General features: G+C 49.6%; 11 protein-coding genes and 2 pseudogenes. 6 read left to right on the top strand and 7 right to left on the bottom strand.

What is annotated here, in order from left to right:
- Positions 1–11 precede the first annotated feature (11 nt).
- On the top strand, positions 12–326 hold the full coding sequence (locus FN037_RS06225; RefSeq protein ID WP_138358025.1) for a glucose PTS transporter subunit EIIB: 315 nt from the start codon (positions 12–14) through the stop codon (positions 324–326).
- A 120-nt stretch (positions 327–446) separates the two neighbouring features.
- On the opposite strand, the gene FN037_RS06220 is transcribed toward FN037_RS06225, so the two are convergent.
- A complete protein-coding gene (locus FN037_RS06220; RefSeq protein WP_138358023.1) occupies positions 447–1,718 on the bottom strand; it encodes a maltoporin in 1,272 nt (423 codons plus the stop codon).
- A 269-nt stretch (positions 1,719–1,987) separates the two neighbouring features.
- On the opposite strand from FN037_RS06220, the gene FN037_RS06215 reads away from it, so the two are divergent.
- The 3 genes from FN037_RS06215 (at position 1,988) to ykgO (ending at position 3,583) form a co-directional block, all read left to right on the top strand.
- The gene (locus tag FN037_RS06215; RefSeq protein WP_138358021.1) at positions 1,988–3,061 is read left to right on the top strand and encodes a LacI family DNA-binding transcriptional regulator; all 1,074 of its coding nucleotides are present in this window, start codon (positions 1,988–1,990) and stop codon (positions 3,059–3,061) included.
- 118 nt (positions 3,062–3,179) lie between these two features.
- Positions 3,180–3,443 carry a type B 50S ribosomal protein L31 gene (locus tag FN037_RS06210; protein WP_138358321.1) on the top strand — a complete coding sequence of 88 codons (264 nt, stop codon included), beginning with the start codon at positions 3,180–3,182 and terminating at the stop codon, positions 3,441–3,443.
- Positions 3,443–3,583 (top strand): type B 50S ribosomal protein L36, encoded by a 141-nt coding sequence (gene ykgO, locus FN037_RS06205; protein WP_003859006.1) that lies wholly within the window; start codon positions 3,443–3,445, stop codon positions 3,581–3,583. The genes FN037_RS06210 and ykgO overlap by 1 nt, the downstream gene beginning before the upstream one ends.
- On the opposite strand, the pseudogene FN037_RS06200 reads toward ykgO, so the two are convergent.
- Positions 3,580–3,948, bottom strand: a pseudogene (locus tag FN037_RS06200) (GNAT family N-acetyltransferase); the annotation flags it as partial. The gene ykgO and the pseudogene FN037_RS06200 overlap by 4 nt on opposite strands.
- On the opposite strand from FN037_RS06200, the pseudogene FN037_RS24745 reads away from it, so the two are divergent.
- A pseudogene (locus FN037_RS24745) lies at positions 3,889–4,269 on the top strand (PLP-dependent aminotransferase family protein); the annotation flags it as partial. The pseudogenes FN037_RS06200 and FN037_RS24745 sit on opposite strands and share 60 nt — an antisense overlap.
- Before the next feature lie 100 nt (positions 4,270–4,369).
- Here FN037_RS24745 and FN037_RS06195 read toward each other — a convergent pair.
- From FN037_RS06195 to acrA, 5 genes are all read right to left on the bottom strand, one after another.
- A complete protein-coding gene (locus tag FN037_RS06195) occupies positions 4,370–4,840 on the bottom strand; it encodes a YlaC family protein (protein WP_138358019.1) in 471 nt (156 codons plus the stop codon).
- Between the two features lie 569 nt (positions 4,841–5,409).
- Positions 5,410–5,628: an HHA domain-containing protein gene (locus FN037_RS06190; RefSeq protein ID WP_138358017.1), complete on the bottom strand. Its 219-nt coding sequence runs from the start codon at positions 5,626–5,628 to the stop codon at positions 5,410–5,412.
- Between the two features lie 26 nt (positions 5,629–5,654).
- The gene (gene tomB, locus FN037_RS06185; RefSeq protein ID WP_138358015.1) at positions 5,655–6,029 is read right to left on the bottom strand and encodes an Hha toxicity modulator TomB; all 375 of its coding nucleotides are present in this window, start codon (positions 6,027–6,029) and stop codon (positions 5,655–5,657) included.
- Positions 6,030–7,067: 1,038 nt separating this feature from the next.
- On the bottom strand, positions 7,068–10,214 hold the full coding sequence (gene acrB, locus FN037_RS06180) for a multidrug efflux RND transporter permease subunit AcrB (RefSeq protein WP_142501748.1): 3,147 nt from the start codon (positions 10,212–10,214) through the stop codon (positions 7,068–7,070).
- 34 nt (positions 10,215–10,248) lie between these two features.
- A complete protein-coding gene (gene acrA / locus FN037_RS06175; protein ID WP_138358011.1) occupies positions 10,249–11,430 on the bottom strand; it encodes a multidrug efflux RND transporter periplasmic adaptor subunit AcrA in 1,182 nt (393 codons plus the stop codon).
- 169 nt (positions 11,431–11,599) lie between these two features.
- Here acrA and acrR point away from each other — a divergent pair, with 169 nt between their 5' ends.
- Positions 11,600–12,250 carry a multidrug efflux transporter transcriptional repressor AcrR gene (acrR, locus tag FN037_RS06170; RefSeq protein WP_138358009.1) on the top strand — a complete coding sequence of 217 codons (651 nt, stop codon included), beginning with the start codon at positions 11,600–11,602 and terminating at the stop codon, positions 12,248–12,250.
- Positions 12,251–12,279 lie beyond the last annotated feature (29 nt).

Raw genomic sequence — 12,279 nt, 5'->3', positions numbered from 1 at the left:
AGGAGTCTGTTATGGTGAGTTTGAAATCCTTTCTGAATTATTTTTCTCAACCCCGTAAGATGGAACCGTTGAGTCATGCGGAACAACAACAGATTGAAAATTTAATTCAGGCCTTTGGCGGTGAGAGCAACATTATTAATGTTGATGCCTGTATTACCCGTTTACGGGTTACGGTAAATAATCTGGCGGTTATTGATTCCCGGTCTTTGCAGCAGCAGGGGGCGCTTGGTGTAATTATTCTTGGGCAACAGGTACATGCTATATTCGGGAAGCAGTCTGATGCCTTGCGACAATTACTTGATGAACACTTTGCCAGCCGTAAATAAAAAATGGGATAACCCAATAATGGGTTATCCCGAAAATATAGCAAGCATTCAATGGCAATAATGATTACCGGAGGGTAATTAACGACCTTACAGTGAGAGATAAAACAGATTTAAATATCATTACCACCAGGCTTCTACCTGGACACCAAAGTTCCACGTATTGTTGGCTGTTTGATCTTCGAACGGCTTACCATTCTCAGAATCATTCAGCCAGGATGCGAAAATACGCAGTTCCGGGCGTGACATAAAGTCTGGACCATCCGCCAGACCCAGTGCAATGGTGTATTTTTCACCTGCCTGTTTGTAATCGGTATTGTTCTTGTAGCTATCTTTCTGGTAAAAACCGCCCACTTCGCCAATCAGACGCACGTAGTCGGTGAACTGATATTGCCCGCGAGCCACCAGCGAGATCATACGCGTTTTATCCGTGTACTCAGTAATGTTATCCGCCGATCCCCAGGTCAGTACATGGTTAACGGAGAATTTGTCGGTAATCGGGATTAAACCCGTATTGATCACGCGATAGCCGGTGGCGTCATTAACGTAGTGCCACATGTCATACCAGCCGCCGCCCTGGGAGACCATGTTTTGCGCCAGCCCTTTATTCGCATACTGCAACACCGTCTTGTTGTAGCCGCCCAGCATATCCTGACTGATTTCACCGGTCAGCATAACGCCATTTTCAGCATCATATAGCCCGCCGTAGGTGTCTTGCTTCTTGGTGGTGTTCGGCATCGCATAATCGATACCAAATTCTGTCCATGAACCGGACCAGGGCTTCCAGCCTGCGTAGCGTAGATCGAGGTAATTAATGTTGACGTTGCTGTCGCCATCGACGCGATAGTCAACGTCGTTGGCGTCTCCGCGGATCCAGGCAAATGAGACGGCGCCTGGGCCGAATGTGTAATTTTCAATCCCCGCGCCGGAACCGGAAATGTTCCAGTATTTGGTGTCGATGATGTGGAGATCGTGGCGCTGATAGTAGCGTTTACCGCCCCAAATGACGGCATTCGGATCGCCGGGAATCAGGCCTTTGATTTGCAGGTTCAACTGACGTAGGCCGAACTGCGCATCATCATCCAGCGTTGTTTCGTTATCGTTAGAGCCATCAGACACCATGCTGACCATGCTGTCGAGATAAAAACTGACGTCGTCTTTTTTGTAAACTTCTGAACCTAACTCCAGCTCGCCATAGGTATCGGATTCATTACCCAGACGTCCCAGTTTATTTTTTTGCCATTCGGCTTCACTTCCGTCACCGGAGACCCCAACTCCGGCGCGCAGATAACCATGAAAATCGATACCCGGGACTGTAGCGGAAGCGGCAAACACGGATGGTGAAATCAGCGCAGCGGCCAACGCAACGGAGAGTGTGCGTAGCGTAGTGTTCATGTCATTCCTCTTATTTTTTTGTATTACGTTCACATAACCAGTGTCATAAAAGTCCTAAATCAGAGTCCAGGCAAATGGATGATCTCTATAGTGTGATTAACTGCAAATAAATAAGCGGGTTTTGTTACGGGTAGTGAGTCTATTCACATTTTGTTGTATTGTGAACGTCATACTTTTTGTGAGAATTGTTGTTCAGGAAGTGCTGCAATGGGCGTTTTTTAAAATTGCCCCTGTTACAATCCAGGGATAACAATATAAGGAACCGGACCATGAAGTCTAAAAGCGCGACCTTAGAAGATGTTGCCCGCCATGCGGGTGTCTCCTATCAGACCGTGTCCAGGGTACTCAATAAGTCTGCTAATGTATCCAAAGCCACGCGCAGTAAGGTAGAGAAATCCATTAAAGAATTGCGGTATGTCCCTAATCGTCTGGCACAACAACTGGTCGGTAAGCGGAGTCATACCGTGGGTCTGGTGACGACTTCCCTTGCATTGCATGCGCCGTCCCAGGTTGCTGCGGCGGTGAAACGCTATGCGAATATGGAAGGGTATCAGGTGCTTATTTCAATGATCGATGAGAGCGTCAACCAAAGTATTCAGGATTCGATCAATGAACTGAAGTCCCAGCGGGTAGATAAGGTTATCATCAATGTGCCGCTTGAGACTGAAAAAGCACAGAAAATTGCGGTTGATAACGATGATATCGTCTGTCTTTTTTTGGATGTTGATCCCTATAGTTCTGTGTTTAACGTTTCGTTTAATCCGGCTGATGGTACCCGGGCCAGCGTCAAATACCTGTATGAAATGGGTCATCGGGAGATCGCCGTACTGGCCGGGCCTGAAAGCTCGGTATCGGCAAGATTACGTTTGAAAAGCTGGATAGAGACGCTGGAAAGTTATGGGCTACAGCCAGTAACGGTGATTCGCGGTAACTGGGATGCGCAGAGTGGTTATGCGGGGGCGCTACAAATGCTGCGTGAAACGCCAAACTTTACTGCGGTTCTGGTGGGCAATGACCAGATGGCGCTTGGCGTGCTGAGCGCGTTTCATCAGCATCAGGTACCGATCCCGGGAGAAAAGTCAGTCATTGGTTACGATGATACTTATGAAAGCTCTTTCTTTTATCCGGCGCTAACAACCGTATCGTTGGATCTTGATCTGCAGGGAAAAGAAGCCGTGCGTCGCATCCTTGATAGCGGCGATAACGAGACATCCCATACATCTTCTATTCTCCCGGCTCGTCTGGTGGTACGCCACTCTAGCGGGCCTAAAACGGAATCTGGTAAAAACCTGCAGTCTATTGCCGAGCAGCTACGGGTGCTGGCGCATCAGTTAAATCCTTAATCCGGAGAAGGGTGGCCAGTGCCGCCGCCTCTCTATTACCCACGGAGTTGTCATGGTTGATCTTTGTATCGGTCTGGCGTATTTTGTTGTTATGTTATAACATATTATTGAGGCCATGATGAAACCCAATATTCATCCGCACTACCGCACGGTGGTCTTTCATGACACCAGCGCCAACGAGTATTTTAAAGTCGGTTCAACGATTAAAACTGAACGTGAGATTGAACTGGAAGGCGTCACGTATCCCTATGTAACAATTGATGTGTCGTCCAAATCGCATCCTTATTACACCGGCAAACAGAAAACGTTCAACAATGAAGGCAGTACCGCGCGCTTCCGCCAGCGTTTCGGTGGCTTTCTTGATGCGAAAAGGAGCAAATAATGCAGGTACTTAATTCCTTACGCAGCGCTAAACAGCGCCACCCGGATTGCCAGATCGTTAAGCGCAAAGGGCGGCTGTACGTGATTTGCAAAAGTAATCCCCGCTTTAAGGCCGTGCAGGGACGTAAAAAAAGACGTTAACGGAAACTTTCCAGTCTGCGTAACTGTTGGCCGTCGGCGCTGAAATTGTCGGCGGCCAGCCATTGCCGTATCGCTTTATCAATTCGCGGCCACTCGCTATCGATAATGGAAAACCAGTCGGTATCGCGATTGTGGCCTTTTACCACCAGCGCCTGCCGAAAGCGCCCCTCGTACTGAAATCCCAGCCGCAGCGCCGCCCGACGAGAAGGCTCGTTCAGGCTATTACATTTCCACTCGTAGCGGCGATAGCCGAGAGTTTCAAACACGTAACGCATCAGCAGCCACTGGGCTTCGGTTGCCATTGCCGTGCTATGGCGAAGCGGCTGAGGTCGTCGCGCAATACTCTCGACAGCGCCCTGGAGCAACCGAAGGATATCTGCGGCATAGCCATCAGGAAACGTATGTTGCAGCGCTGAAATCACTGGGAAAGGATAACGAGGAAGAGCTGATTGTCGTGCTCTCTGAGCGTTTGCAGACATGATAGACAGGCACGCATCATGACTCGCCAACGTTACACTTTACGCCGGGTGTGCCTGCGGTGAATTATTTCCCGCTTTTTATCTGGCGTCGGCTCCTTGACAAGTTATTGCGTGAAGAGGGGGGCGTATTGTTGGGCTCTGGCGACACGCAAGGAGAACCGGAGGCTATGGCAGGCGATTGCCCGTCATCTGGCAGCGTTAAGCCGTTTTTATCTTGACGCGAAAAACGCCAGAAGCGGCTTGGTTTTGGGCTACGGTAATACGTCCGCCGCGCATTTTATTCCGGCGTTGCGGACGCTGAATCGTCTTATTGGGCCGTTCCGTCGCGGGTAAGAGAAAATACATCGTAGAATGAAAGCTCACCTTTGGTATCAATCATTTTCCGCAACTGCGTTTTTTGTTTATCGGCGACGCGGGGGGATTGCAGGATACGCTCGATCAGCTGGTTGGGAACAAATCGGGTGTTGTACCATTCGCCGTTGTAGCAAACGCGAAAGTCCAGTACATCAATATCCTCGTAGCGATAGCGGGGATAGACATCAAAGAAGAAAAAACCGTTTAGCAGAACGAACAGGACGATAAGCAGCCACACTGAGTCTACCAGCGTTTCTGAACGCATCATCACAACGAGTGTGGCCAGGAAAGCCGCGTACATGGCAACAAACAGCCACGGGTGATGACGAATAAAGCTAATACTAAAACGCGGACGGTTGTCGCGTTTCTCCTTTATATTAAGCTCATCAATGGTGTTCTTCAGCAGTTGCTGTATTTCTGTCATCTTATTCCTCAAATTCTGCTATACCCAGTCACACTGCAAGTTGCATATGCGTTGGCCGCGGATGGCGTAGCCCATCCATGTGCCCTGGTCTGGCCCAGCCTGAGGTTATTTTATGTTGCGCAAAACACAGGGGAAAGTAACAGATTGGTTGTAGAAAAGCATAACAGTTACCGTCGACTGCGGCGGGGAGCGTCATTTTTCTGAGGAACGCGCGTCGTTATCATCGTTGCGGACTATCAATAAATGCGCTCCGCATCGTCTCGCCGGGCCTGTTTCCCTTAACATTTCTTCTTCGGGGGCTGAATCACTGTAATGTACCACAAGACACCTGGCAGGCAGGCGAAAGGCTCGCAGCAAAACACCCCAGCGAGATGGCTCTCACCGACGATCATCTGATGTTCATTTCACGGCGGCTGCTTTATTTATGGATTGCGTATGCCGCCACAGCACATAATGAAACCGGTTTCATTACCGGAGTTGGCTAACATATATGAATGACTCCACATTTATTATCTGTATCAGGGGATGATGTTTACGGTAAAGGTCATTCAACTTTCATTCGAAATGCACTAGCGGATAAATTTCCAGACTGAAGGAGGAATTTTGTCGTACAGCTTATTCATCGTCAACTCAGCAAGGCGATGGTCGGCCGCTGAGTAAAATACCGCCAGTTCATTATCGGAAAGTTCATATTTATTTTTTTCAATTACACGCTCCAGCGTATCAATTGTCTGACAGCGTCGTAAACGCATCAAATAGTCTATTTTGGTTAATGTTTTAGTGGACATAAATTCACCCTTTAATTGTAATAATGCTAACAAGAAAGACTGACCGGGTTTTCCCGGCAGGCGTTCACAAAGCTACGGAATAACCGGTTTCCCGATTTACGCCATTTCTGTAGATCGGCCGTGTTAATGCCGTAGTTGCTGAACAGGACGAAAGTATCATCCAGGTATTCGTCAAGCTGGGTTACCAGTTTATTCTCTTCAGCGTACTTAATTTTATAATTAAGTGCGAACGCGGCAATGTGCTCGATCAAGTCATTTAGTTGAAGATTGATAGCCGAAGTCGGATCATTAACCCAACCGTGGTTACTTTCTTCCAGGTTTGCAAGACAATCATGATACAGGGTTTCACAGAGAAATCTAAGTTGTGCAATATCATGCCTTTTTGGCGAGTATTCGTCCATAACGCATCCCCTTTTAAGTGGTTTAAACGACGACTATCAACACCGTTGTGGGATGAACACGACTAACAGACCTGACACATACATTGTAATCTTACTTTTTAATTATAATCCACTCCTAAAAACATTTCATCGTGCTATTACGAAAAATTACAATTATCATTTATCACGGCACCCGGATTTTTATTATATCGTGACATTAACCTGGGCGGAAAGGGAAGAGTGAGCTTATATTTCATCAGGTTAGCCGGCAGTTTTCAATGTTATTGAGGGATGCCCGCGTTGTAGTTTATCTATTTTTTAAGAAAAGTACCGATGAATTTTCATCAAACTCAACTGTTCGTATGAAGCGGATGGTTTTGCATGGCAGAGACGCGATTCAGGTTCTCTGTATCAGGCCGCAGGGTTCTGCGTACGGCATAAATGCCTTTCTGGTCATAGGATTATCTTTTGGATGTGCTCTCTGGCACCAGCGTCTGGCATTACGATCCCTGAAGGCATAAACAGCGACCGTCATTGGGGAACCGTGTAACGATTATAGCCTTGCTATGCAGATCAAAACGCCGCGTTTTTTATGTTTAAGCTCTGGCCGTCTCTTCACCCGATATTCTCAGTATCAATGAATGAGAATATTCCTGGTGAGTATAGAGAGAGCGATATTGGAGAAAAATGACATATATGTCTGTTTAATGCCGGTGGCTTAAGTGTTGTCTGGGCGTTATGTGGCTTATCCCGGGGACTCACCTTACAGGGCCGTTGCAGGCAGTGTTGAAATCTGTTACTGAGCGGTTTGTCATTTGAATCACTGGAAACTCAATAAGGCTATCTTACTTGCTGCATGATCCGGTCTTCAGGGCTACTACGTAAGCGCTGTTTAAAACGGTTAGCCGTTTTGTCCAGAAACTTGAATTATTTAAGGTGTAAATCACATAACATATAATTAAATATTATATATTGTTTTTTTTAAATAAATAGTGGCAATGTGTGCGCTTTAAAAGGGCAGCAAAAAAAAGGGCTGCGGATGCAGCCCTTAGCGTAAGATTAATGATGTTCAATCGTATGATTGTGCTCAATATCTTCACTTTTTTTGCTAAAGCGGCGACGAACCACCACGAAGAATACCGGCACGAAGAAAATGGCCAGAACCGTCGCGGTCACCATCCCACCCATGACGCCAGTACCAACGGCATTCTGCGCACCGGAGCCTGCACCGGAACTGATAACCAGCGGCATGACCCCCAGGATAAACGCCAGAGAGGTCATCAGGATTGGGCGCAGACGCATACGCACCGCTTCCAGCGTCGCTTCAATCAGGCCTTTGCCCTCTTTATCCATCAGGTCTTTGGCGAATTCAACAATCAGGATCGCATTCTTCGCCGACAGCCCAATGGTAGTGAGCAGACCTACCTGGAAGTAAACGTCGTTAGTCAATCCGCGCGAGCTTGCGGCCAGCAGCGCACCGACAACCCCTAACGGCACAACCAGCATAACCGAGAATGGAATAGACCAGCTTTCGTACAGCGCCGCCAGACACAAGAAGACGACAATCAGTGAGATCGCGTACAGTGCAGGCGCCTGGTTACCTGACAAACGTTCCTGATAGGACATACCGGTCCAGTCATAGCCGATACCTGCAGGCAGTTTACTTGCCAGTTCTTCCATCATATTCATCGCTTCACCGGTACTCTTACCGGGCGCCGCCTGGCCGAGGATTTCCATTGAAGGAAGACCGTTATAGCGTTCCAGACGCGGTGAGCCGTACTCCCAGTGAGAGGTTGAGAAGGCGGAGAAGGGGACCATTTGCCCGTCGCTGCCGCGTACGTACCAGTCACCGAGATCCTCCGGCAGCATGCGATATTTGGCTTCCGACATGACGTAAACTTTTTTCACACGACCGCGGTCGATGAAATCGTTGACGTAGCTACCGCCCCATGCAGCGCCCAGCGTTGTGTTAATATCGCTGATAGAAACACCCAGCGCCTGCGCTTTTTCCTGGTCGATATCGATCTTGAATTGCGGGGTATCTTCCATACCGTTCGGACGCACCCCGGTCAATACATCAGGATGCTGAGCGACCATACCAAACAGCTGATTACGCGCCTGGGTCAGTTTTTCATGTCCCAGACCGGCCTGGTCAATTAACTCGAAGTCAAAACCTGTTGCGGTACCCAGTTCGACGATTGCAGGCAGGTTAAAGGCGAACACCATCGCGTCTTTAATCTGCGAGAAGTAGCCCATGGCGCGGGCGGTAATCGCATCAACCTTGTTCTCTTTACCTGGTCGCTGGCTCCAGTCCTTCAACGAGACGAAGACAATACCGGTGTTTTGCCCACGGCCTGCGAAACCAAAGCCGTTAACGGCGAATACAGATTTAACGTTGTTTTTCTCTTTGGTGAGATAGTAGTTGGTCATCTCATCGAGAACTTTCTGCGTCCGCTCCTGGGTCGCACCGGCGGGTAACTGCGCCATGCTCAGAAAGACCCCCTGATCTTCATCTGGCAGGAACGAGCTGGGCAGACGAACAAACAGCCAGGCCATCCCGACAACGATGATCAGATACAGCACCAGATAACGACCGGTACTACGCAGGATATTGCCTACGCTATCGGTGTAATGGTGTGTACTCTTCTCGAACATGTTGTTGAACCAGCCAAAGAAACCTTTGGTTGCGCCGTGGCTGCCTTTCGCGACCGGCTTAAGCATGGTCGCGCACAGGGCCGGGGTCAGGATCAACGCGACCAGCACTGACAGCGCCATTGCGGAAACAATGGTGATGGAGAACTGACGATAGATAGCGCCGGTAGAACCGCCGAAGAAGGCCATCGGGATAAATACCGCGGACAACACCATCGCAATACCCACCAGCGCGCCCTGAATCTGTCCCATCGATCTTCGCGTGGCTTCTTTTGGCGGCAATCCCTCTTCGGACATGACACGCTCGACGTTCTCTACTACCACGATGGCGTCATCCACCAACAGGCCGATGGCGAGCACCATCGCGAACATCGTTAACGTGTTTATCGAGTAGCCGAATACCGAAAGCACGGCAAATGTCCCTAACAGCACCACCGGCACGGCGATGGTCGGAATTAACGTCGCGCGGAAGTTTTGCAGGAACAAGTACATGACCAGGAACACGAGAATGATGGCTTCTGCCAGTGTTTTCACCACTTCGTTAATTGAGATTTTCACGAATGGCGTGGTGTCATACGGGTAGACGATCTTCAGCCCTGAGGGGAAGAACGGTTCCATCTTTTTCAACTGTGCCCGAATAGCGCTGGCGGTATCCAGCGCGTTCGCGCCGGTCGCCAGTTTGATCCCCAGACCTGACGCTGGCTGGCCGTTGAATTTCGCAATGACGTCATAGCTTTCACCGCCCAGTTCAATTTTGGCGACATCACGCAGGCGAACCTGAGAACCATCCTGGTTGACTTTGAGCAGAATTTTACCGAACTCTTCCGTTGAGGTCAGACGCGTTTGCGCGATGATGGAGGCGTTCAATTGCTGGCCTTTCACTGGCGGCGTACCGCCAAGTTGGCCGGCGGCGACCTGAGCGTTTTGCGCGGTGATCGCGCTAATGACATCCACCGGGGTAAGCTGGAAGTTGTTCAGCTTGATGGGGTCCATCCAGATACGCATCGCGTACTGTGAACCAAACAGTTGCACGTCACCCACCCCTGGCGTACGGCTGATCGCGTCTTTCATGTTCGCCGCAACATAGTCAGAGATATCTTCCTGGGTCATGGTGCCGTTGGTGTTAATGACGCCCACGACCATCAGGAAGGAACTGGATGACTTCTCAACGCTAACCCCCTGCTGTTGAACTTCCTGAGGCAGCAGCGGCATAGCCAGTTGCAGTTTGTTCTGCACCTGCACCTGGGCGATATCGGCATTCGTCCCGGACTCGAATGTCAGAGTGATTTGCACGGTACCTGTGGAGTCACTGTTTGAGGACATGTACATCAGGTTATCGATACCGTTCATGTTCTGCTCGATAACCTGCGTTACCGTATCCTGTACGGTTTTCGCATCTGCGCCAGGGTAGGTCGCGGAGATCGTCACCGCCGGCGGCGCAATCGTTGGATATTGCGCAACCGGCAGTTTGAGGATCGCAAGCCCCCCTGCCAACATGATAATGATGGCGAGCACCCACGCAAAGATAGGGCGATCGATAAAGAAATTAGGCATGTCTTAACGGCTCCTGTTTAAGTTAAGACCTGGTTTATTCTGACTGAGCGTTGCCTGCGGCTTGCTGTTTATCGTCAGAAACGACTTCCTGCGCTTTCACCTGTACGCCTGGTTTGACTTTTTGCAGGCCGGTGACAATTAAGCGATCGCCCGTTTTTAATCCTTTGGTGACCAGCCATTTATCGCCAATTGCCTGAGTGGTTGTAATCTGGCGGACCTCGACTTTATCGCCTTCACCAACAACCATCGCGCTCGCATCGCCACGAGGGGTTCGGGTTACGCCCTGTTGAGGAACCAGCAATGCATCAGGATTAACGCCTTCTTCCAGGCGTGCGCGGACGAACATACCTGGCAACAGGGTGTGATCAGGGTTCGGGAAGATCGCGCGTAGTGTAATAGAGCCGGTCGTCTGGTCGACGGTGACGTCGGAGAACTCCAGCGTCCCGACCTGCGGATATTTCACGCCGTCGCTCGTGACCAGCTCAACTTTCGCTTTGCCGTTTTCCTGCTGCAACTGGCCGCTGGCCAGTTCCTGTTTCAGGCGCAGAAAATCATTGCTCGATTGGGTCACGTCGACATAGATAGGATCTAACTGCTGTACAGTCGCCAGCGCGGTAGTTTGGCCGTTTTGTACCAGAGCGCCTTCCGTCACCGTCGATTTACCAATACGGCCGCTAATCGGAGAGGTGACTTTGGTGTACGCCAGATTGATGCGCGCGGTTTCTACTGCGGCCTTGGCGGCGACGACGGCGGCATCGCTCTGCTGAGCGGTTGCCACGGCGGTATCGTAATCCTGCTGGCTAATGTATTTAGTCCCTAACAGTTTTTGATAACGTTTAACCGTCAATCGGTCTATATTCGCCGCTGCCTGCGCTTTTGCTAAATCGCCTTTCGCGCTTTCGTAGGTGGCCTGATAGGTCGCTGGATCAATTTGATAAAGAGACTCGCCTGCCTTGATATCACTGCCTTCAATGAAGTTACGCTTGAGAATAATACCGCTCACCTGGGGACGAACTTCCGCAACGCGGTAGGCGCTGGTACGGCCTGGCAGTTCTGTAGTGATTTGTAGAGGAGCAGATTTGAGAGTCACAACACCGACTTCCGGCATTTGCTGGGCTCCTTGCTGCGCCGGTTTATCATCACATCCTGTTAGCGCTAAGCTGCCTGAGAGCATCAGAACGACCGCCAGAGGCCTAAACCCTCTGTTTTTGTTCATATGTAAACCTCGAGTGTCCAATTTCAAATTGTTCAGTGGCTCAACTGACCACAAACCCACTACTGTGTTTCTATTATGGTCATGCTATGGTACATGCTTTCTATGGTCACGTTATGGTACATACATTCACAAATGCATGTAAACGTAACCTCTGTAAACTCACCGACCTATGGCACGAAAAACCAAACAACAGGCGCTTGAGACCCGGCAACAAATTCTTGATGCCGCCCTGCATCTCTTTTCGCAGCAAGGGGTATCTTCTACCTCGCTGGCGGCAATTGCAAAAGCCGCCGGGGTGACGAGGGGTGCTATCTACTGGCATTTCAAAAATAAATCAGATTTATTTAATGAAATATGGTTACTTTCAGAAGCAAATATTAATGATCTCGAAGTTGAGTATCGGGCAAAATTTCCCAACGATCCACTGTCAGTTGTCCGCGAGATCTTAGTGTATATCCTTGAAGCAACGGTGACAGAGAAACGTCGGCGGTTGATGATGGAAATTCTCTTCCATAAATGTGAATTCGTGGGTGAAATGGTCACGCTTCAACAAGCACAGCGTAGTCTATGTCTTGAGAATTACGAGCGTATCGAACAAACGCTGAAGGAATGCATTGCGGCGAAACTGTTGCCGGACAATTTGCGCACCCGCCGGGCGGCGATTTTAATGCGTAGCTACCTTTCCGGTCTGATGGAAAACTGGCTGCTGGCGCCGAATGCATTCGATCTGCAAAAAGAAGCGCGGGAATATGTCGTCACGCTGCTTGAAATGTATCAATTTTGCCCTTCATTACGGTGTCCTGAAGGTTCAGGCGATTAAGCCGGCTGGCGAGACAGGGGGGGGAATTT

The organism is Klebsiella sp. 2680, from assembly GCF_900198535.1.
GTDB lineage: Bacteria > Pseudomonadota > Gammaproteobacteria > Enterobacterales > Enterobacteriaceae > Klebsiella > Klebsiella indica.
The sequence above is the reverse complement of the archived record's forward strand: the minus strand, read 5'-3'. Positions and strand labels throughout refer to the sequence as shown.

Bases quoted from the DNA above. Each gene is read 5' to 3' on its own strand.
- FN037_RS06195 (WP_138358019.1), bottom strand. From the start codon at position 4,840: ATGACAGAAATACAGCAACTGCTGAAGAACACCATTGATGAGCTTAAT.
- FN037_RS06215 (WP_138358021.1), top strand. From the start codon at position 1,988: ATGAAGTCTAAAAGCGCGACCTTAGAAGATGTTGCCCGCCATGCGGGT.
- FN037_RS06190 (WP_138358017.1), bottom strand. From the start codon at position 5,628: ATGTCCACTAAAACATTAACCAAAATAGACTATTTGATGCGTTTACGA.
- FN037_RS06225 (WP_138358025.1), top strand. From the start codon at position 12: ATGGTGAGTTTGAAATCCTTTCTGAATTATTTTTCTCAACCCCGTAAG.
- FN037_RS06220 (WP_138358023.1), bottom strand. From the start codon at position 1,718: ATGAACACTACGCTACGCACACTCTCCGTTGCGTTGGCCGCTGCGCTG.
- tomB (WP_138358015.1), bottom strand. From the start codon at position 6,029: ATGGACGAATACTCGCCAAAAAGGCATGATATTGCACAACTTAGATTT.
- ykgO (WP_003859006.1), top strand. From the start codon at position 3,443: ATGCAGGTACTTAATTCCTTACGCAGCGCTAAACAGCGCCACCCGGAT.
- acrB (WP_142501748.1), bottom strand. From the start codon at position 10,214: ATGCCTAATTTCTTTATCGATCGCCCTATCTTTGCGTGGGTGCTCGCC.
- acrR (WP_138358009.1), top strand. From the start codon at position 11,600: ATGGCACGAAAAACCAAACAACAGGCGCTTGAGACCCGGCAACAAATT.
- acrA (WP_138358011.1), bottom strand. From the start codon at position 11,430: ATGAACAAAAACAGAGGGTTTAGGCCTCTGGCGGTCGTTCTGATGCTC.
- FN037_RS06210 (WP_138358321.1), top strand. From the start codon at position 3,180: ATGAAACCCAATATTCATCCGCACTACCGCACGGTGGTCTTTCATGAC.